General features: G+C 67.4%; 20 protein-coding genes and 1 tRNA gene. 12 read left to right on the top strand and 9 right to left on the bottom strand.

Translation table 11 applies throughout. The annotated features are described in order from the left end of the window. The first annotated feature begins 25 nt into the window (after positions 1–25). The 5 genes from K6V06_RS06050 to K6V06_RS06030 all read left to right on the top strand — a co-directional run bounded on the left by K6V06_RS06050 (position 26) and on the right by K6V06_RS06030 (position 4,353). The gene (locus K6V06_RS06050) at positions 26–802 is read left to right on the top strand and encodes an SURF1 family protein (RefSeq protein WP_222241006.1); all 777 of its coding nucleotides are present in this window, start codon (positions 26–28) and stop codon (positions 800–802) included. 62 nt (positions 803–864) lie between these two features. After that, positions 865–1,539, top strand: a complete 675-nt coding sequence (locus K6V06_RS06045; protein ID WP_255581633.1) for a cytochrome C oxidase subunit I — start codon at positions 865–867, stop codon at positions 1,537–1,539. 10 nt (positions 1,540–1,549) lie between these two features. Further along, positions 1,550–2,662, top strand: coding sequence for a heme A synthase (locus tag K6V06_RS06040; RefSeq protein ID WP_222241002.1), 1,113 nt, complete (start codon positions 1,550–1,552; stop codon positions 2,660–2,662). Then, on the top strand, positions 2,663–3,598 hold the full coding sequence (gene cyoE, locus K6V06_RS06035) for a heme o synthase (protein WP_222241000.1): 936 nt from the start codon (positions 2,663–2,665) through the stop codon (positions 3,596–3,598). It abuts the gene before it with no gap. Positions 3,599–3,786: 188 nt separating this feature from the next. Continuing rightward, complete coding sequence (locus tag K6V06_RS06030; protein WP_222241503.1) at positions 3,787–4,353, top strand: SCO family protein; 567 nt, start codon at positions 3,787–3,789, stop codon at positions 4,351–4,353. Between the two features lie 89 nt (positions 4,354–4,442). Here the strand turns inward: K6V06_RS06030 and rpoH are convergent, their stop codons facing one another. The 4 genes from rpoH to K6V06_RS06010 form a co-directional block, all read right to left on the bottom strand. Continuing rightward, complete coding sequence (gene rpoH / locus K6V06_RS06025) at positions 4,443–5,339, bottom strand: RNA polymerase sigma factor RpoH (protein WP_370637397.1); 897 nt, start codon at positions 5,337–5,339, stop codon at positions 4,443–4,445. A 357-nt stretch (positions 5,340–5,696) separates the two neighbouring features. After that, positions 5,697–6,815, bottom strand: coding sequence for a DNA-binding protein YbiB (gene ybiB / locus K6V06_RS06020; protein WP_222240996.1), 1,119 nt, complete (start codon positions 6,813–6,815; stop codon positions 5,697–5,699). 140 nt (positions 6,816–6,955) lie between these two features. Beyond that, complete coding sequence (locus K6V06_RS06015) at positions 6,956–8,275, bottom strand: CmpA/NrtA family ABC transporter substrate-binding protein (protein WP_222240994.1); 1,320 nt, start codon at positions 8,273–8,275, stop codon at positions 6,956–6,958. Between the two features lie 292 nt (positions 8,276–8,567). After that, a complete protein-coding gene (locus tag K6V06_RS06010) occupies positions 8,568–9,239 on the bottom strand; it encodes an ANTAR domain-containing response regulator (protein ID WP_222240992.1) in 672 nt (223 codons plus the stop codon). A gap of 240 nt (positions 9,240–9,479) precedes the next feature. Here K6V06_RS06010 and K6V06_RS06005 point away from each other — a divergent pair, with 240 nt between their 5' ends. Further along, positions 9,480–10,181, top strand: a complete 702-nt coding sequence (locus K6V06_RS06005) for a fumarylacetoacetate hydrolase family protein (protein WP_222240990.1) — start codon at positions 9,480–9,482, stop codon at positions 10,179–10,181. A gap of 2 nt (positions 10,182–10,183) precedes the next feature. Next, positions 10,184–10,831 carry a maleylacetoacetate isomerase gene (gene maiA / locus K6V06_RS06000; RefSeq protein ID WP_222240988.1) on the top strand — a complete coding sequence of 216 codons (648 nt, stop codon included), beginning with the start codon at positions 10,184–10,186 and terminating at the stop codon, positions 10,829–10,831. Positions 10,832–10,919: 88 nt separating this feature from the next. On the opposite strand, the gene ftsY is transcribed toward maiA, so the two are convergent. After that, positions 10,920–12,227, bottom strand: coding sequence for a signal recognition particle-docking protein FtsY (ftsY, locus tag K6V06_RS05995; RefSeq protein WP_222240986.1), 1,308 nt, complete (start codon positions 12,225–12,227; stop codon positions 10,920–10,922). Positions 12,228–12,479: 252 nt separating this feature from the next. On the opposite strand from ftsY, the gene K6V06_RS05990 reads away from it, so the two are divergent. From K6V06_RS05990 to K6V06_RS05970, 5 genes are all read left to right on the top strand, one after another. After that, positions 12,480–13,865, top strand: a complete 1,386-nt coding sequence (locus K6V06_RS05990; protein WP_222241502.1) for a pitrilysin family protein — start codon at positions 12,480–12,482, stop codon at positions 13,863–13,865. A gap of 9 nt (positions 13,866–13,874) precedes the next feature. After that, complete coding sequence (locus K6V06_RS05985) at positions 13,875–15,269, top strand: pitrilysin family protein (RefSeq protein WP_222240984.1); 1,395 nt, start codon at positions 13,875–13,877, stop codon at positions 15,267–15,269. Positions 15,270–15,500: 231 nt separating this feature from the next. Beyond that, positions 15,501–16,163, top strand: coding sequence for a 16S rRNA (guanine(966)-N(2))-methyltransferase RsmD (rsmD, locus tag K6V06_RS05980; RefSeq protein ID WP_222240982.1), 663 nt, complete (start codon positions 15,501–15,503; stop codon positions 16,161–16,163). A gap of 238 nt (positions 16,164–16,401) precedes the next feature. Beyond that, the gene (gene coaD, locus K6V06_RS05975; protein ID WP_222240979.1) at positions 16,402–16,887 is read left to right on the top strand and encodes a pantetheine-phosphate adenylyltransferase; all 486 of its coding nucleotides are present in this window, start codon (positions 16,402–16,404) and stop codon (positions 16,885–16,887) included. A gap of 142 nt (positions 16,888–17,029) precedes the next feature. After that, entirely contained in the window at positions 17,030–17,302 is a 273-nt protein-coding gene (locus K6V06_RS05970) for a YfhL family 4Fe-4S dicluster ferredoxin (protein WP_222240977.1), read from the top strand. A gap of 61 nt (positions 17,303–17,363) precedes the next feature. On the opposite strand, the gene pth is transcribed toward K6V06_RS05970, so the two are convergent. The 4 genes from pth to K6V06_RS05950 all read right to left on the bottom strand — a co-directional run bounded on the left by pth (position 17,364) and on the right by K6V06_RS05950 (position 19,998). Further along, complete coding sequence (pth, locus tag K6V06_RS05965) at positions 17,364–17,954, bottom strand: aminoacyl-tRNA hydrolase (protein WP_222240976.1); 591 nt, start codon at positions 17,952–17,954, stop codon at positions 17,364–17,366. Between the two features lie 191 nt (positions 17,955–18,145). Next, on the bottom strand, positions 18,146–18,760 hold the full coding sequence (locus K6V06_RS05960; protein ID WP_222240975.1) for a 50S ribosomal protein L25/general stress protein Ctc: 615 nt from the start codon (positions 18,758–18,760) through the stop codon (positions 18,146–18,148). A gap of 127 nt (positions 18,761–18,887) precedes the next feature. Continuing rightward, positions 18,888–19,841 carry a ribose-phosphate pyrophosphokinase gene (locus tag K6V06_RS05955; protein ID WP_222240974.1) on the bottom strand — a complete coding sequence of 318 codons (954 nt, stop codon included), beginning with the start codon at positions 19,839–19,841 and terminating at the stop codon, positions 18,888–18,890. Positions 19,842–19,921: 80 nt separating this feature from the next. Continuing rightward, positions 19,922–19,998: transfer RNA gene (locus K6V06_RS05950), tRNA-Gln, on the bottom strand. Between the last annotated feature and the right edge of the window lie 49 nt (positions 19,999–20,047).

The following is a 20,047-nucleotide window of genomic DNA, read 5'->3' as shown; positions in this document are numbered from 1 at the left end:
GCACCGGCCAACCGGAGTCGGCGCGGTGAAGTGGTGGCGGGCGTTGGCGCCCGTCCCCGCCATCGCGGCACTGGCCGTCATCGTGCTGACCTGCGCGCTCGGCGTCTGGCAACTCGACCGGGGCCAGCAGAAGCAGCAGCGCGAGGCCCGTTTGCGCCTCCACGCGGCGCAGCCCGCGGTGCCGTTGGGGGAGATCCCGCTGCAGGCCGACGCCATCGGATACGCCGAGCGCCGTGTGGTGGCCGTCGGGCGATTCGATGCGGACAGGACGGTGCTGCTGGACAATCGGCCCCATGGCCATGGCGAGGACACCCGTGCCGGCTTCCTGGTGGTCACGCCCCTGCTGTTGCAGGATACCGGCACGCCGGGCGCGGCGGTGCTGGTGGTACGGGGCTGGCTGCCGCGCGACCCCTATGAGCGCACGCGGGTGGCGCCCTTCGCCACGCCGACAGGCACGGTAACCGTCGAGGGCACCGCGCTGGCCACGGTACCGCGCGTCTATGCGCTGGGCAGCGCCGGCGCGGACAGGGGGCAGCGTATCCGGCAGAATATCGAACTTGCCGCCTTCGCCGCGGAACTGGGCCGCCCCTTGCACACCATCGTGATCCGCCAGACATCCGATACCGGGGACGGCCTGGCGCGCGACTGGCCGGCCGCCGACAGCGGCGCGGACCGGCACTATGGCTACGCATTCCAGTGGTTCAGCCTGGCCGGCCTGACGCTGGTCCTGCTGGTGCTGCATACCTGGCGCCGTGCCCGGCGGGGCGCAGCAAGCCCCGATCCCGCCAGCGTGCGGCAATGACGGCCAGGCGACAGCCGGTCAACGAATTCCAATCCCAGATGCCCATGCCCACCGACACCGCCATGGCAACTCCGCCCACGCCCGAGCCCACCGGCAGCGGCGCGCAATCGACCCAGCGCAAGGCGCCCCAGGACGGGCGCATCGACGCCCGCACCCGGCGCGGCCGCATCCAGATGCTGTTGCTGCTGCTGGTCTGCGCCTCCCCGGTGATTGCTTCCTACCTGACCTTCTACGTGTTCCGGCCTGCCGGCGGCACGGCCAACTACGGCACGCTGATCGAGCCGCAGCGCCCGCTTCCCGCCGCCTCGGTGCGGGACGAGCAGGGCCGGACCGTGCCGCTCGCCGACTTCCGTGGCAAGTGGCTGCTGATTTCCACTGACCGCGCCAGTTGCGACGAAGCCTGTGCACGCAAGCTGTTCACCATGCGCCAGATTCGCGCCGGGCAGGGCCGCGAGCGAGAGCGCATCGTGCCGGTATGGCTGGTCAGCGGCGACGGCGCGGTCGATCCCCGGCTGACCGCCGCCTACAACGAGCCGTATGCCGGCGTGCGCTTCCTGCGCGCCGATCGCGACGTCCTGCGCGGCTGGCTGCCCGCCGGCGAGGGGCAGCCCATCGAGGCGGGGCTGTATCTGGTCGATCCGCTGGGGAACCTGATGATGCGCTTCCCCGCCGATCCCGACCCAAGGAAGGTGCATTCGGACCTGAACCGTCTGCTGAAGTACTCGCGCATCGGTTGACGGAGAACGCATGCTGGTACAACTCGCCCTGATCGGGCTGCTGATCGCGCTGCTGCCGTTGGGCTACGTCCTGGTGCGCGGCAGCCGGGACAAATATCGCAAGCTGGTCTGGATCACGGCCTTCCTGACGCTGGACCTGATCATGTTCGGCAGTTTCACCCGGCTGACCGATTCCGGGCTGGGCTGCCCGGACTGGCCAGGCTGCTACGGCCATTCCAACCCGCTGTCGGCGCACGAGCATATCCGCGCGGCCGAAACCGCCATGCCGTCAGGGCCGGTTACCGTCGTCAAGGCCTGGATCGAAATGATCCACCGCTACTTCGCCATGGCGGTGGGGGTGCTGATCATCGCGCTGACGGCACTGGCCTGGTCACGCCGCCGCGAGCTGGAACAATCGCCCTGGTTCGCCACGGGGGTGCTGGTGCTGGTCTGCGTGCAGGGCGCCTTCGGTGCCTTCACCGTCACGCTGAAACTGCAGCCGATCATCGTGGTCACACACCTGATGCTTGGCATGCTGCTGTTGGCCACGCTGATCTGGCTGGGGTCGCGCAACGACCCGGTGCGGCCGGTGGATCGTGGCGCCGCCAGCCTGCTTTGGCCCGCGCGGGTGGCGCTGGCCCTGCTGACAGTGCAGATTTTCCTGGGCGGCTGGGTCAGCACCAACTACGCGGTGCTGGCCTGTACCGATTTCCCGCTTTGCAATGGCCAACTGGTGCCCGAGATGGATTTTCGCCACGGCTTCACGCTGTGGCGCCCCCTGGGCATGACGGCGGACGGCGACTACATTCCCCATAGCGCGCTGGTCGCCATCCATTGGGTGCACCGCTGCTTCGCCGCGGTGGTGCTCGGCTATCTCGCCTGGTTCGCCTTGCGCGCCCGGCGCTTCGAGCGCCTGCAGCGCGCGGCTCGGCTGATGCTGGTGTTTCTGGTCCTGCAGCTGGCTACCGGCCTGTCGAATATCGTGTTCGACTGGCCACTGGTGGCGGCTGTAGCACATAACGGCGGGGCCGCGGTGCTTCTGATGCTGATCGTCCGGCTCCTCTACAATATAGGGTTTGCCGCCCATGCTCCCGACACCGTCGCCGGGAAATCCGGGCAGCCCGCCGGCGCGCTGCGCGCCTGAATGAAAGACAGACCTCCTTCCGTGGCTACCGCTACCCAAACCCAACCGCTGAGCCGGCTGCGACACACGGCGCGCCAGTATGCGGCCCTGACCAAGCCCCGTGTGACGCAGCTTGCCGTGTTCTGCGCGATCATCGGCATGTTCCTCGCCACTCCCGGCATGGTGCCCTGGGATGTGCTGCTGGGCGGCGCGGCCGGAATCTGGCTGCTGGCGGGGGCGGCGTTCGCCATCAACTGCCTGGTCGAGCAGAAGATCGACGCGATGATGCGCCGGACCGCCTGGCGGCCGTCGGCCACCGGTGAGATCACTACCGGGCAGACGCTGGTGTTCTCGCTGATTCTGGGCGGTGCCGGCATGTGGCTGCTGCATGTGTTCGCCAATGACCTGACCATGTGGCTGACCTTCGCCACTTTCGTCGGTTACGCGGTGGTCTACACCATCCTGCTCAAGCCGGCCACCCCGCAGAACATCGTCATCGGCGGGCTGTCGGGGGCGATGCCGCCGGCGCTGGGCTGGGCCGCGGTCGCCAACGACGTTCCCGCGGAAGCGTGGTTCCTGGTGCTGATCATCTTCACCTGGACGCCGCCGCACTTCTGGGCGCTCGCGCTGTACCGCCGCGCGGATTACGAGAAGACCGGGCTGCCGATGCTGCCGATCACCCATGGCGAGCGCTATACGCTGCTGCATATCCTGCTCTACACGCTGGTGATGATCGCCGCCACGCTGCTGCCCTTCGTCTACGGCATGAGCGGCTACATCTATCTCGTCGCCGCGCTGGTGCTGGGCGGCTGGTTCCTGGCGTACTCGTGGCGGCTCTACCGGCAGTACTCCGACGACCTGGCCAGGCGGACCTTCAAGTTCTCGATCCTGTATCTGTCGCTGCTGTTCGCCGCCCTGCTGATCGACCACTACTTCAAGTTCGTGCCGCAGGTCTGAGCCGGCTGTCCTGCCGGTCGTCCGCCGGCAGTGCGACACGTTGTCGCCCCTTGCGCGCTCGCCCCCGCGATGGGCGATACTGCCGCTCGGGCGCTGCGGCCCACTCACTTCTCCAACTGGTCCTGAATATGCGTTTTCTGTCCCGTCGCGACTTCGCCCGCCTTGCCGCCGGCGGCATCGGCAAGGTCATGCTGGCGGCACTGCTGGTGACCGTGCTCGCTGCCTGCGGGCAGCAGCAGTCCTTCCGCAATATCGACATCACCGGTGGTGGCGACTTCGGCAAGGACTTCGCGCTGACCGACCACACCGGCAAGGTGCGCACGCTGGCCGACTTCAAGGGCAAGGCCGTGGTGCTGTTCTTCGGCTATACCCACTGCCCGGACGTCTGCCCGACCACCATGCTGGAATGGAAGGCGGTAATGGACCAGCTGGGCGAGGATGCCGACCGCGTCCAGGTGATGTTGGTCACCGTGGACCCGGAGCGGGATACCCAGTCGCTGCTGGCCCAGTACGTGCCGGCCTTCGATCCGCGCTTCCTCGGCATGCGGCCCGAGAACCAGGCGGCCTTGCAGAAGGTGGCGCGCGACTTCAAGGTGTACTACGCGAAGGTGCCGGGCACTGCCCCTGGCAACTACACGATGGACCACTCCGCCGGCAGCTATGTATTCGATCCGGAGGGGCGGCTGCGTCTCTTCATCCGGCACGGGCAGGGCACGGAGCCGATCGTGCACGACCTGAAGCAACTGCTGTCGTAGCAGCGGGCCAGCCCCGGCCGCCATCGCCGCCAATGAAAAAGGCCGGTTGCTGATGCAACCGGCCTTTTCTGTCTGCAGGATCGCGCGGCTCAGGCAAATGCCTGCAGCGCGCCCTTCATCTTCTTCATTGCCGCGACCTCGATCTGGCGGATCCGCTCTGCCGACACGCCGAACTCGTCAGCCAGTTCGTGCAGCGTGGCGCCGCCCGAGCCGTCGTCGTTGACCTGCAGCCAGCGGGCCTCGATGATACGGCGGCTGCGCGGGTCCAGCTTGCCCAGCGCTTCCTCCAGGCCCTCGACCTGCATGCGGTCCTGGCGCTTGGACTCGATCACGCGGGTCGGCTCGTTGTGGTTGTCCGCGAGGTAGGCGATCGGTGCGAATTCCTCTTCACCGTCGTCCACTTGCCCTTCGAGCGCGAGATCGCCACCCGACAGCCGGGTTTCCATCTCCATCACTTCCTCGGGCTTCACGTTGAGCTCGCGCGCGACCGCATCGACCTCGCCCGGGGAGAACGTATGGTTCCCCTGCTTGTGCGAGCGCAGATTGAAGAACAGCTTGCGCTGGGCCTTGGTGGTCGCCACCTTGACCATCCGCCAGTTGCGCAGCACATATTCGTGGATCTCTGCCTTGATCCAGTGCATCGCGTACGAGACGAGGCGAACGCCCTGGTCCGGGTCGAAGCGCCGCACGGCCTTCATCAGGCCGATATTGCCTTCCTGGATCAGGTCGGCATGCGGCAGTCCATATCCCAGGTACTGACGGGCGATCGAGACCACCAGACGCAGATGCGACATCACCAGACGACGGGCGGCATCGACCGAGTCGTGGTCGCGCAGCTCGCGCGCCAGCCGTTGCTCTTCGTCCGCGGTCAGCATCGGAATGCGATGCACCGCCTGGATATAGGCGTCGAGGTTGCCCAGTCCGGTCGGCAGCGTCAACGCCATGCCGCCGGCGCGCGAGGGCACCATCGGAAGGTTGGTGTTCATTTCAATCGGATCGGCAGACAGGACTGCGTTCACTAATAGCTCCTTTCGCATCCGGGGTGTCCGGCCCTGTGTCAACCATGACACTGATGCCGCTCATATTAGCACTCCCGCCGGATGAGTGCTAATTGGAGTCCTGCACCCCTTCATAGTTCCCGGCAATGAGATGCGAGCTACTGATAGCGGCTCCGCGTCACAAGCGCGGAACATCTTAGAGCCATGGCGGCGGCCCCGGTTCAGTCGGCCACCGCCGGCTGCACACGGGCGCCATCCTCCAGGCCTCGCCCCAGGGAATCTTCCAGTATCCCACGCGGCGCGCCGCCACCCTTGTCTGTCATCGAACACTTGCCAATGCGGCGGTTACAGTGGGCTGGCCCAGGTCACCCGTGCGCCATTGGCGAGGCAAGTGTGGATCGCATCGACCTGTGCGGCGATGGGTGCCGGCACCGGGATGTCGCCCGACAGTACGCCGGCAATCCAGTCCGCGCATTGCCGGACGTCGGTCCCTGGCGGCAGCGCCGGCGGCTCGCCGATGGAGCCGCTGGTCGGATCGACCAGCGTGCGTTGATGCCCGTCATGCAGCCAGTCGATGCGGCTGCCACGGCGGGCGTCGGCCACGACCTCGCCCTCGGTGCCTCGCGCCAGCAGCACATTGGCGGGCTCGTGCGAGAAGAAGTCGGTCAGCGTTTCCCGGTATTCCGGATGGGTATAGCTGTATAGCCGCAGCGCCTCGGCCGGGGTGTGATTGCCGATCGGCTGCAGCAGCTTGACGATGGTGTGCGAGGAATTGCGCAGCCCGATCATGGTGCGCTTGTCCAGCAGCGCCGTGAGCGCGGGAGAGAGCACGTCGATCGGCAGCACGGCAAGCGGACCGCTGCGCAGTCCCGGCCGCGCCTCGAAGTGCGCCGGCTGCGCCAGGCGTTGCGACGCCTCGGCGGCGCTGCCGCAGGCGGCGATTCCGAGGGCTTCGAACAGCATCAGGCTGGTGACGCGGTCGTTGAAGACGCGCGTGCCGTGCACCAGCACGGGCACCCCTTCGCGCGCCAGCAGCAGCGCCAGCAGCGGCACCAGGTTCGGCTGCTTGCGTGCCCCGTTGTAGCTGGGGATCACCACCGCCTGGCGCTCGGCAGGCGCATCGATTTTCGCGCAGTGCAGGTAGGCGGCCTCCAGCATGCCGGCGAGTTCGTGCGGCGCCTCGCCCTTGATGCGATAGGCCATCAGCACCGCGCCCAGTTCCAGATCGGGCACGCGCCCGGCGAGCATGGCGTCGAACAGCGTGCGGGCGTCGTCGCGCGGCAACGCGCGGGCACCCTGCACGCCACGGCCGATTTCCTTGATGAAGCGTGCGGTCGGGAAGCGGTCCTGCCCGGGCGGTGCGGCGTGGCCGGCCGGCGGCGCGACCGATTGCGCCGGCCCCGGCGCGTGCGTCCTGGGGTGGCGCGAACCGCGGTCGTCGGAAGGGGAGTCGGTAGCGGGCATACGGTTCACCAGTGTTCGATGATCGGTCCCATGATAGCGGATCGCTCGTTGCAACTCGGCGCCACAGCTTAACCGCCGCTGCGGCCCGGACGAGGCGATCGCATGGGCCCAATTGGCCGGATCGATAGGGAAGGCGGTGTTCAGGCCTTGATGCGGAAGCCATCGGCATACGCCTTGGGATCGCGGGTGGCGTCCCAGACCACGCCATCGATCAGCGTCGCCGAACGGAAGTCGCTGGCGGGCAGCGGAACCTGCGCGGCGGTGGCCGCCTGCCGGTAGATGTCGACTTGATTGACCTTCCTGGCCACCGCCAGATAGTCCGGATGTTCCTTCAGCAGTCCCCAGCGCTTGTGCTGGGTCAGGAACCACATGCCGTCCGACAGGAAGGGGTAGTTGGCGTTGCCGTCCTGATAGAACGTCATCGCGCTGGGATCATCCCAGGTCTTGCCCAGACCATTGGTGTAGCGGCCCAGCATGCGGTCCAGGATGATGTCCATGTCCGTGTTGACGTACGACTCGGCGGCGATGGTTTCCGCGGTCTTGCGCCGGTTCGACACCGAGCCGTCGATGAACTTCGACGCTTCCAGTATGGCGGCGACCATTGCGCGCGCGGTGTTGGGGTGCGTCCGTACGAATTCGGCGGTGGTGCCCAGCGACTTCTCCGGATGGTCCTTCCAGATCGACTGCGTGGTCTCCGCGGTAAAGCCGATGCGATCGGCGATGGCCCGCGCGTTCCAGGGCTCGCCCGCGCAGAAGCCATCCATGTTGCCCACCCGCATGTTGGCCACCATCTGCGGCGGCGGCACGGTGATGGCGCGCGCTTCCTGCATCGGGTGGATGCCGTGGGCGGCCAGCCAGTAGTAGAGCCACATCGCATGCGTGCCCGTCGGGAAGGTCTGGGCGAAGGTGTATTCGCGCTTTTCCCGGGCCATCAGCGCGCGCAGGCCGGGGCCGTCGCGCACGCCCTTCTCGGCAAGCCTGGACGATAGCGAGATCGCCTGGCCGTTGTGGTTCAGGCTCATCAGCACCGCCATGTCTTTCTTGGAGCCACCGATGCCCAGCTGCACGCCATAGACGAGCCCGTACAGCACGTGCGCGGCGTCGAGCTCGCCATTGACCAGCTTGTCGCGCACGCCCGCCCACGAGGCTTCCTTTGTCGGCGTAATGCGGATGCCGTACTTGCGGTCCAGGCCCAGCGTGGAAGCCATCACCACCGAGGCGCAGTCGGTCAGCGGGATGAAGCCGATCCTCACCTCGCGCTTTTCCGGCGCATCGGATCCCGCGGCCCACGCCCCGGCGCGCACCATCGGATCGACCAGCGTCATCACGCTGGCGCCAGCGATGCCGGTCGATGCCCGGCGGCGGCGCTGGCTGGCCGGGGCGAGGTCGGCGCCGTCAGTGGCGGCGGAAGATTCGACCGCCGGCCGCACCGGCTTGGCAGTCTTCAGGCGAGAGGGCATGCAAGGCTCCAGAAAGGAAAAAGCGCCCCGGCCCGTCGCCCCAAGGAGAGGCGACAGGACCGGGACGCCGTTGTCCCGGATCGCGCGGATCGCCGTTGATCGGGCGCATCGTCATCGTTGCCGGCCAGCGTTGGCCGGTCGCCATTGCTACGCAATCGGTATGCCACGCGAAGCGAAAGACGGGAAATGAACAGGTGTTGTGCGAGCGGCTCGACTGCGCGCCTCGGCCTGGTGCACTGCACCGGGTGCGTGCATCGGGACGGGGCGGTTGATCGGTGGCCGCCCCCGACCCTCAGGCCATCACGTCGATGACGCGCTGCGCCGCTTCCACCAGCTTGATGCCGCGCTCCATCGCCATGCTGCGCAGGCGCTTGTAGGCGTCGTCCTCGCTGAAGCCGCGCTCCTTCATCAGCAGGCCCTTGGCGCGCTCGACCACCTTGCGTTCGGCGAGCTTGAGCCGTGTCGCGTCCAGTTCCGCGCGCAGTGCCTGGTCGAGCTGGAAGCGGGCGTAGGCCACGTCCAGCACGGTCTTCACCCGCTCGGCGCGCAGGCCGTCGACGATATAGGCGGTGATGCCGGCCGACAACGCGGCCTTGATGCGCTCCGCGTCGTCGTTGTCGGTGAACAGCACGATGGGCCGGGGCGCATGCTGGGTCGAGACGCAGACGTGCTCGACGGTATCGCGCGCGGCCGATTCGGACGCAATGATGATCAGGTCCGGTTGGCGCGCCGCGATGGCGTCCGGCAGCCGCATCCCGGCATCGGCCGTCTCCACGTCCGTGAAGCCGGCGGTCGCCAGCCCGGCGCGGATGGTATCGACATTGAGCGGATCGGCGTCGAGCGGATCGCGCACCAGCAGGATGCGCAGCGGCCTGCCGCCGCCAGCCGCCGCGGGCGCGGCGCTGGAGGCGTGCTCGAAAGCGGGGGAAGGGGGCGCTGTGGGCGCTGTGGGGCGGCGTGGCATGGTCGGTCGCACTTTACCGCATCGACGCAAGATTCAAGCCGGCGTTGCCTGCCCCGCTGCGGGGCAAGACGGGAGGCAAGTAGCAGGCAGGCGGCGGCCCGCTGCTGCCCGATGGCAGCGGACGGGTGTATGCTGATGCCCTGCCGCGGCGGACCTCGCGCGCCGCGGCAAGCAGATGCCTGTCGCCGCTCGCACCCTGGCTGCGCCGGCATGCCTACACAGAATAATCAGGAGAGATGCATGACCGAGTTCGTCTTCAACCGGCCCGCGCCGACCGGCGTGCCGATTCGTGGCAGCAGCGCGAGTTTCCCCGTGCGGCGCGTCTACTGTGTCGGACGCAACTACGCCGCCCACGCGCGCGAGATGGGCGCCGATCCGGACCGCGAACCGCCGTTCTTCTTTTGCAAGCCGTCCGATGCGGTCAGCTATGTCGCCGACGGCAGCGAAGGCGCCTTCCCCTATCCGCCGGGCTCGAACAACGTCCACTATGAAGTCGAACTGGTGGTGGCGATCGGCAAGGGTGGTCGCGACATTCCCGTCGAACAGGCGGCCTCGCACGTCTACGGTTATGCAATCGGCCTGGACATGACCCGGCGCGACCTGCAGAACGAGTCGAAGAAGACCGGCCGCCCCTGGGAGACCGGCAAGGCGTTCGACCGCTCGGCCCCGATCGGCCCGATCGTTCGCGTCGAAGACATCGGCCATCCGGAGCGCGGCGCGATCACGCTGTCGGTCAACGGTGCCGAGAAGCAGCGCGGCGATCTGTCGGACCTGATCTGGTCGGTGCCGGAAATGGTGGCCTACCTGTCGCGGCTGTTCGAGCTGCAGCCCGGCGACCTGATCTATAGCGGCACGCCCGAAGGCGTTGGCCCGGTGACCAGGGGCGACGTGATGAACTGCAGCATCGAGGGCGTCGGCGAACTGGTCGTCAAGGTGGTCTGACCATGTTCAAGCTCTACAGCTACTTCCGCAGTTCGGCATCGTTCCGGGTGCGCATTGCACTGGCGCTGAAGGGGCTGCCGTACGAAACCGTGCCGGTGCATCTTCTGCGCGACGGCGGGCAGCAGTTCAGCGACGACTATCGCGCGCTGAACCCGGATGCGCTGGTGCCGACGTTGCTCGACGGCGACCACGCGCTGGTGCAGTCGATGGCCATCGTGGAGTATCTGGACGAGACGCATCCGCAGCCGCCGCTGCTGCCCGGCAACGCGCTGGACCGGGCGCATGTGCGTGGGCTGGCGCAGTCCATCGCGTGCGACATCCATCCGCTGAACAACCTGCGCGTGCTGAAGTACCTGAAGCACAAGCTGGGCGTCAGCGACGATGCCAAGGATGCCTGGTACCGGCACTGGGTCGAGCAGGGGTTTGCTTCGCTGGAAACCACGCTGACGCGCGGGGGCAAGGCCGGCCGCTTCTGCTTCGGCGATACGCCGACGCTGGCCGACATCTGCCTGGTGCCGCAGGTCTTCAACGCGCAGCGCTTCCAGGTCGATCTGCAGGCCTATCCGACCATCGCGCGCATCTTCGATGCCTGCATGGAGGAACCGGCGTTCCAGCAGGCTGCGCCGAAGGCGCAGCCGGATGCGGAGTAAGCGCCAGCGCTGAAAGACACTAGGTCCCCGCCTGCGCGGGGACCCAGCGTCTTCACATCTCGCGCATCGAACACGCGCTACCGCGCCATCAGTCTCCCAACAGCGCCCGCGCAAATTCGTCCGCGCGGAACGGCTGCAGATCCTCGACCTTCTCCCCCACGCCAATGAAGTAGACCGGTACCGGACGCTGGCGCGCGATCGCGGCCAGGATGCCGCCCTTGGCGGTGCCGTCCAGCTTGGTCACGATCAGCCCGGTCAGCTGCAGCGCATCGTCGAAGGCCTTGACCTGTGCCAGCGCGTTCTGTCCGGTGTTGGCGTCGATCACCAGCAGCACCTCGTGCGGCGCGGTGGCCATGGCCTTGCCGATGACACGCCGCACCTTCTTCAGTTCTTCCATCAAGTGCAGCTGTGTCGGCAGACGGCCGGCGGTGTCCGCCATCACGATGTCGATGCGGCGCGCACGCGCGGCATTGACCGCGTCGAAGATCACCGCCGCCGGGTCGCCGCCTTCCTGCGCCACGACGGTGACGTTGTTGCGCTCGCCCCAGATCGTCAGCTGTTCTCGTGCAGCGGCGCGGAAGGTGTCGCCCGCGGCCAGCAGCACCGACTGGCCGTAGTGCTGGAAGTGCTTGCACAGCTTGCCGATGCTGGTGGTCTTGCCCGCGCCGTTGACGCCGGCAATCATCATCACCATCGGCTGTTCGCGGCCCAGCGCCATGGTCTTTTCCAGCGGGCGCAGCAGCTCGGTCAGCAGATCGCGCAGCGCAAGCCGTACGCCTTCGGCGGTCTCGATCCGTTCGCTGCGCACGCGGCGGCGCAGTTCCTCCAGCAGATATTCGGTCGCTTCGACGCCGGCATCGGCCATCAGCAGCGCCGTCTCCAGCTCCTCGAACAGTGCCTCGTCGACCTTGACGCCGACGAACAGCGTGCTGATACCGCGGCTGGTCTTGGACAGACCGCTGCGCAGGCGCTGCATCCAGCCGCGCTTTGCTTCGGCGGTCTGCTCAGGGGCAGGCGTGAGAACCAGGTCTTCGTCCTCGGCCGCCGGTATGGCAGCAACGGCTGTCGGCGGCACGATGGCGGGCGGCGCGGCCGGCTCGGGTAGCGGCACGGCAGCAGGAACGGCAGCAGGAACGGCAGCAGGAGCGGGTGCCGCAGCAGGTGCGGCAGCGGGTGCGGCGGCAGGGACTGGCGCGGGCGCCGGCGCCGGAGCGGGCGCGCGGAACAGGCCGGCAACGGGAGAGGACGCCCAGGTTCCGGCGCGGCCCGGCCGGCTTTCCTCGGCAGGAGCGAGCGGAGCCGGCGTGGGAGCGGGAGCGGCCGGCGCCTCGGCCGGCGGCGTTTCCACCGGTGGGCTGGCCGGCTCTGCCTTGCGTTTCTTCCAGAAACTAAACATTGGGAAAGGGGTCCATACCCCGGTAGAATCGATCGCCAAAATTCTAGCAGACGGGGTCGCATGAACCATCGCGCAGTGACGACCGGGACGGGCCGCGCGCCCGCCCACACGCTGGCCGCGGGCTCGCCCGCGACGGCATTCGGGGGCCGGGCCCAGGACCGTGGCGCACGAGGTCAGGGCAGGAGAGGCAGCGCCTTTCATCCGCTTGCGGTTGCCCTGCTGGCGGGCGCGGCATGGCTGACGCTGGCCCCAATGCAGCACGCGCACGCGCAGGGCGTGGCGGTCGATGCGCCGCCCGCGCAGGGCGCCGCCGTCACGGGAACCGTGCAGGATGCGGGAACGCGCGAATTCCGGCTGAGCAACGGCATGCGCGTGATCGTCAAGGAAGATCACCGCGCGCCCACGGTGGCCCATCAGGTCTGGTATCGCGTCGGCGGCATCGACGAAGTGAGCGGCACCACGGGCGTGGCCCACATGCTCGAACACATGATGTTCAAGGGTACGGCCAAGGTGGGACCGGGTGAGTTCTCGCGGCAGATCGCCGCGCTGGGCGGGCGCGAGAACGCGATGACCAATCGCGATTTCACCATGTACTACCAGCAGATCGGCAAGCAGCATCTGGAGCGCATGATGCAGCTGGAAGCCGACCGCATGGCCAACGTCATCCTGCGCAAGGAGGATTTCGAGCGCGAGATGCGGGTGGTGATGGAAGAGCGCCGGCAGCGCACCGAGGACTCCGCGCGCGGCACCGTGTACGAGCAGCTGCTGGCGACGGTCTATACCGCTGCCGGCTATCGGCATCCGGTGATCGGCTGGATGAACGACCTGGTCAACATGCGCCTGGAGGACGTGCGCGACTGGTACCGCAGCTGGTACGTGCCCAACAACGCCATCCTGGTGGTCGCGGGCGACGTGCGTGCCGACGAGGTCCGCGCCATGGCCGAGCGCACCTACGGCAAGCTGAAGCCGCGCGAGCTGCCGGTGCGCAAGCCCCAGGTCGAGCCGCCGCAGAAGGGCATCAAGCGGATCTGGGTCAAGGCGCCCGCCGAGAATCCCTATATCGTGCTGGCGTACAAGGTGCCGCGCCTGCACGACGTCGAGAAGGACGTCGATCCCTATGCGCTGGAGGTGCTGGCGGCCGTGCTCAACGGCTATGACAACGCACGCCTGACGCGCGAGCTGGTGCGCGTGCGCCGGCTCGCGGACGATGTCAATGTCGGCTACGACAGCATCAATCGCGGCGAGTCGCTGTTCGTGCTGGACGGCACGCCGGCCAACGGCAATACCACCGAGCAGATCGAGCAGGCGCTGCGCGAGCAGATCGAGCGCATCGCCCGCGAGGGCGTATCGCAGGAAGAGCTCAAGCGCGTCAAGGCACAGGTCGTGGCCGGCCAGATCTACAAGCGCGACTCGGTGTTCGGCCAGGGCATGGAGATCGGCGTGGCGGAAATCGCCGGGCTGTCATGGCGCGACATCGACCGCATCCTGGAGCGCATCAAGGCCGTCACGCCGGAACAGGTGCAGGCGGTCGCGGCGAAGTACTTCGGCGAGGACAACCTGACCGTCGCGACGCTGCTGCCGCAGCCCATCGACCCGAACAAGCCCAAGCAGCAGGCCCCGGAAGGCCTGCGCCACTGAGGAACCACGATGCCAGTCCGTACGTTTGCCGTGAATCGCGCCTGGTTCGGCCGCGCCGCGCTGTCCGCGGCCGTCGTCTGCGCGCTGCTGCCGGCGGCCGCACAGGCGGCCATCCCCATCGAGCACTGGACCGCCTCCACGGGCGCCCGGGTCTACTTCGTCAAGAGCCCGTCGATTCCGATGCTCGACATCAATGTCGATTTCGACGCTGGCAGCCGCTATGACCCTGCCGGCAAGTCGGGACTGGCCACGTTGACGGCGGCGCTGCTGGACAAGGGCGCCGGCGCCATCGAAGGCCAGCCTGCGAGGGACGAGGCCGGCATCGCCGACGCCTTTGCCGATACCGGCGCGAGCTTCGGCGCGGCCGCCGGTGGGGACCGCGGCGGCATTGGCCTGCGCACGTTGACCTCCGAGCCCGAGCTTGGCCAGTCGATCGCGCTGGCCGCGCAGTTGCTCAAGGCGCCCACCTACCCGCAGCAGGTGGTGGAGCGCGAGAAGGAACGGCTGATCGCCGCCATCCGCGAGGGCAATACCCGGCCCGGGGTGATCGCCGACAAGCTGCTGTCGCAGGCGATCTACCCGAATCATCCGTATGGCATCTCGGCCACGCCCGAGTCGGTGCAATCGGTTACCCGCGAGGATCTCGAACGCTTCTGGCGCGACAACTATGCGGCCTCGCGTGCGGTGGTCACGCTGATCGGCGCGATCGACCGGCGCCAGGCCGAAGCGATTGCCGAGCAGCTGACACGCGGCCTGCCCGCCGGTGCCACGCCGCCGCAGATGCCGCAGGTGCGCATCCCGATCGAAGCCAGCGTGCAGCGCATCCCGCATCCGGCGGCGCAGGCGACGGTGTCGCTCGGCCAGCCGGCGATTGCGCGCGGGGACCCGGATTATTTCGCGCTGCTGGTGGGCAACTACGTGCTGGGCGGCGGCGGCTTCAGCTCCCGGCTGACGGAGGAAGTGCGCGAGAAGCGCGGGCTCACCTATGGCGTGGACAGCTACTTCGCGCCGGCCAAGCAGCCCGGGCCGTTCGGCATCGGCCTGCAGACCAAGAAGGAGCAGAGCGAGCAGGCGCTGACGCTGGTGCGGCAGGTGCTGGCGCGCTTCGTTGCCGAAGGGCCGACCGCGCAGGAGTTGAAGGCCGCCAAGGACAACCTGATCAACGGCTTCCCGCTGCGGATCGACAGCAACCGCAAGCTGCTGACCAATGTGGCCAATATCGGCTGGTATGGGTTGCCGCTCGACTATCTGGATACCTGGACGGCGCAGATCGGCAAGGTCACGCGCGAGCAGGTGCGCGCGGCCTTCCAGCGGCATGTGAAACCGGACGCGATGGCCACGGTGATCGTCGGTGGGCCATCGGTGGACAATGGAGCGCCGCAGCAGGCCGCGGTAGGCCGGTAGGGCGGTAGGGCGGTAGGGCGGGTGGCGCTCGTTGCCCTCTCCCCCAGCCCCTCTCCCGCAAGCGGGCGAGGGGAGCAAACCGGCGGCGCTTGATTCCCGACGGTGTTCTCCGCTCTCCCGCCTTGCGGGAGAGGGGCCGGGGGAGAGGGCCATGTGCGCCGCCAGACATGGCAGCGCTTGCCAACCCCCGTCAGCGCTGGCCAAGCCGTTCACAGGCTCTACAATCACGGAATGGACTCCCGTTCTTCCTCTGCTGCATCCGCTCCCCGTGCGCAGGGCGCCCGCCCGTCGCCGAGACCTTCCCCCCGCTCCGCCGGCCGGCATGCGCCGGCTCAGGTCCGCATCATCGGCGGACGGTGGAAGCGGACGCCGCTCCCCGTTCTGGACGCCGAAGGCTTGCGGCCCACACCGGATCGTGTGCGCGAAACGCTGTTCAACTGGCTGGGGCAGGATATGACCGGCATGGCCTGCCTGGACCTGTTCGCCGGCTCCGGCGCGCTCGGATTCGAGGCGGCCTCGCGCGGCGCGCTGGAGGTGACGCTGGTCGAAGCGAATCCGCGCGCTGTCCGGCAGTTGCGCGACAACCAGCAGCGGCTGGACGCACGTCAGATTCGCATTCTTCAGGGCGACGCCTTTGCCGTGGCCGCGCAGATGCCGGCGGCCAGCTTCGATGTGATCTTTCTCGATCCCCCGTTCGGTCAGGACTGGCTCGGGCCGGCGCTCGAGCACGCCCGACGGCTGGTGCGCCCTGACGGGGCGATCTATGTGGAGAGCGAATCGCCGCTGACTGGCGCCGATGCGCCGGTGCCGTCCGCGCTGGAGATCGTCCGCCATGCGCGCGCCGGGGCGGTGCATTTCCATTTGCTGCGCCATCGCGGCGCGCAGCCGGAATAACCGCGCCAGCGCCATCCACGATCCTGCCCGGGGACCGATGACCGGGAACTGGCCGGTGATCGGACGCACGGGGCGCCGTCTGCGGCATCGCGCACCGCCAGCCCGGGAAGTTTGGCGTTACACTACGCCGCTGTCGCCAACACTCGCCAGCCGGCGCCGTGGCAGCCCTTCCACACAGGATGGCGGGCGCCGGCACGGCGCGCCGGCTATCGGCAAGCGGGCAGAACAAGGAGGAAGCATGGTCGTCGCGGTCTACCCTGGTACGTTCGATCCAATGACCCGGGGACACGAGGATCTGGTGCGCCGGGCATCGAACATCTTCGACGAGCTCGTGGTCGGCGTGGCACACAGCCCCAACAAGCGTCCGTTCTTCTCGCTGGATGAGCGGATCGGCATCGCCCGTGAAGTGCTGAGCCACTATCCGAACGTGCGCGTCGAGGGCTTCTCCGGCCTGCTGAAGGACTTCGTGCGCAAGAACAACGCGCGAGTGATCGTGCGTGGCCTGCGCGCGGTGTCGGACTTCGAGTACGAGTTCCAGATGGCCGGCATGAACCGCTATCTGCTGCCGGATGTCGAGACCATGTTCCTGACGCCCTCCGACCAGTACCAGTTCATCTCCGGTACCTTCGTGCGCGAAATCGCCGTGCTGGGCGGGGACGTCAGCAAGTTCGTCTTTCCGTCGGTCGAGCGCTGGCTCAAGGACAAGATCGGCAAGGGCAGTTGAGCCAGGCAGTTGGGCCTGTGCCGGTCGGGCCGCTTTTCCGGATCCGGACGAAAATCGCCAAAGCGCCTAGAATAACGGGTTCGGGATATGTCGTGACGCGGCCAGTCGGGCGCGGGCATATCCGCAGCAAGGAAACGACATCATGGCGCTGATGATCACCGACGATTGCATCAACTGCGACGTTTGTGAACCCGAGTGCCCGAACGAAGCCATTTCGATGGGGCCCGAGATTTACGAGATCGACCCCAACAAGTGCACCGAGTGCGTCGGTCATTTCGATGAGCCGCAATGCCAGCAGGTCTGCCCCGTGGCCTGCATCCCGCACGACCCCAATCGTGTCGAGACCCGCGAAGTGCTGATGCAGCGCTATCGGCTGCTGACGGCCGCGAAGCAGGCGCCCCAGCGCGTCGCATAAGGGCGGCATAGGCGTCGCCAGCCATCCCTGCCCGGCGGCCATCCTCAGGCCGCCGTCCCAATCATTTTCCGGTGTGCAGGGTCATCATGGCCCGCTCCGATTCGCCCCTGGCCAGCAGCGAAAGCGGCGTCAGCGTACGGTCCATCGCCTCGTCGATCGCTTCCTGCTCTTCTCGCCGCGGCGGCTTCAGCACGAAATTGATCACGTCCTCGCGCTGGCCTGCACCGCCGGCATTGCGCGGATGCCCCACGCCGATGCGCAGGCGCCAGTAGTCCGGCGTCGAGAGGTGGGCCGAGATGTCCTTCAAGCCGTTGTGGCCGCCGGAGCCCCCGCCGCGCTTGAGCTTGACCGAGCCGGCCGGCAGGTCCATCTCGTCATGCGCGACCAGGATTTCGTCGGGCAGGATCTTGTAGAAACGCGCGAGCGACACGACCGCGATGCCCGAGCGGTTCATGAAGGTCGAGGGCTTGAGCAGCCAGATCTCCTGGTCCCACAGCCGCGCCCTTGCCGCCAGGCCATGGAAGCGCGATTCGACGCGCAGGTTCGCCCCGCCCATGCGGGCGAGCTGATCCACCAGCCAGAAGCCGGCATTGTGGCGCGTGGCCTCGTATTCCGCCCCGGGGTTGCCGAGGCCAACGATCAGTTTGAGCATAGAAGTCGGAACGGGGGAGGGCGCGTTGCCGGCAGCGGGCGTGCCGGAACCGCCAAGGATACGTGAAAACCCGGCGATCATGCCTGCGCGGGCGCGTGCACCTGCACGGCCAGGGGACGAAAAAAAACCGCCGGCATGCCGGCGGTTTTCTTGCAGCGGAGCCGCGCGGGCCCCGCATGGCGTCATCCCGCTCAGGCAGCCGGGGTTTCGCCTTCGCCGCCTTCGGCAGCGGCTTCCGACTGGGCACCAGCCGGCAGCGAGATCGCGGCCACTGCCGGATTGTCGTCGCCGTGGGTGATCGCGGTCACGCCCTTGGGCAGCTTCAGGTCGGCCAGGTGGACGGTCTGGTTCAGCTCGACAGCGCCCATGTCCACTTCGATGTACTCAGGCAGGTCGCCGGGAAGGCACGACACTTCCAGTTCGTTCAGGATGTGGTTGATCACGCCGTGGCCCAGCTTCACGCCAGGAGCGGTTTCCTGGTTCATGAAGTGCAGGGGCACCTTGGTGTGGATCTTCTCGGTGGCCGACACGCGCTGGAAGTCCACGTGCAGGACCAGCGGCTTGAACGGGTGCATCTGGAAGGCGCGCAGCAGGGCCTTCTCGGTCTGGCCGCCCACTTCGATGTCCAGGATCGACGAGTGGAAGACTTCCTTCTTCAGCGCGTGGAAGAGCGCGTTGTGATCGAGTTCGATCATCTTCGGCTCGGCGGCGCCGCCGTAAATGATACCGGGGGTCTTGCCGGCATTGCGCAGGCGGCGGCTCGCACCCGTTCCCTGTACGCTACGCTCGAAAGCGACAACTTTCATGATGACTCCAAAAAGTAAGAAGGCTGTCCGCGACCAGACAGCCCGATTGGCCGGGGCGCAAGGCGCGCCGCCGGAGATGCGCGGCGCCGATAGTGACTATCCCGCCGCGGCAAAGCCTTGAATTCTATCAGGAATCGGCAAACAGCGACATGATGGAGTCGCCCTTGACGATACGGGTGAAGGTCTCGGCCAGCAGGCCGGCCGTCGACAGCTGGCGGATCTTGCCGGACTGGCGGGCATCGTCACGCAGCGGAATCGTATCGCAGACGACAACTTCGTCCAGTTCCGAGTCGGCGATGCGGGCAGCCGCGCCGCCGGACAGCACCGGGTGGGTACAGTAGGCGAAGACCTGCTTCGCGCCGCGTTCCTTCAGCACCGTGGCAGCCTTGCACAGCGTACCGCCGGTGTCGATCATGTCGTCCATGATGACGCAGTTGCGGCCGTCGACTTCACCGATGATGTTCATCACCTCGGAGACGTTGGCCTTCGGGCGGCGCTTGTCGATGATCGCCAGGTCGCAATCGAGCTGCTTGGCCAGCGCGCGGGCGCGCACCACGCCACCGACGTCGGGCGACACCACCAGCAGGTTTTCGTATTGCTTTTCGCGCAGATCGCCCAGCAGCACCGGCGAGGCGTAGATGTTGTCGACCGGGATATCGAAGAAACCCTGGATCTGGTCGGCGTGCAGGTCCATCGTCAGCACGCGGTCCACCCCGGCCACTTCCAGCATGTTGGCAACCACCTTGGCGGAGATCGCGACACGGGCCGAGCGGGGGCGGCGGTCCTGGCGGGCATAGCCGAAGTACGGCATGGCGGCGGTGATGCTGCGTGCCGAGGCGCGCTTGAGCGCATCGACCATCACCATCAGCTCCATCAGGTTGTCGTTGGTCGGCTGGCAGGTGGACTGCAGCACGATGACGTGCTTGCCGCGAACGTTTTCCTGGATTTCGACCTGGACTTCGCCGTCCGAGAAACGGCCAACCAGTGCCTTGCCGAGCGGAATGCCGAGGTGCTGTACGACACCCTCCGCGAGTTTGGGGTTGGCATTGCCGGTGAATACCATCAAGCCGTCGCTACTCATGAGGGGCACCTGTTTGCTGCGGGGGGAAGGTCGCCGGCGCGTTGCCGGCGACGGAGTTTGCAGATATGCAAGGAATGTAATGGCAGGGGAGGAAGGATTCGAACCCTCGAATGCCGGAATCAAAATCCGGTGCCTTAACCGACTTGGCGACTCCCCTACACAACCGGGTGTTCTTCGTCATGCCATCTGGCACGACGCCGAACAAT

It is taken from the genome of Cupriavidus sp. AU9028, from assembly GCF_019795295.1.
GTDB lineage: Bacteria > Pseudomonadota > Gammaproteobacteria > Burkholderiales > Burkholderiaceae > Cupriavidus.
The sequence above is the reverse complement of the archived record's forward strand: the minus strand, read 5'-3'. Positions and strand labels throughout refer to the sequence as shown.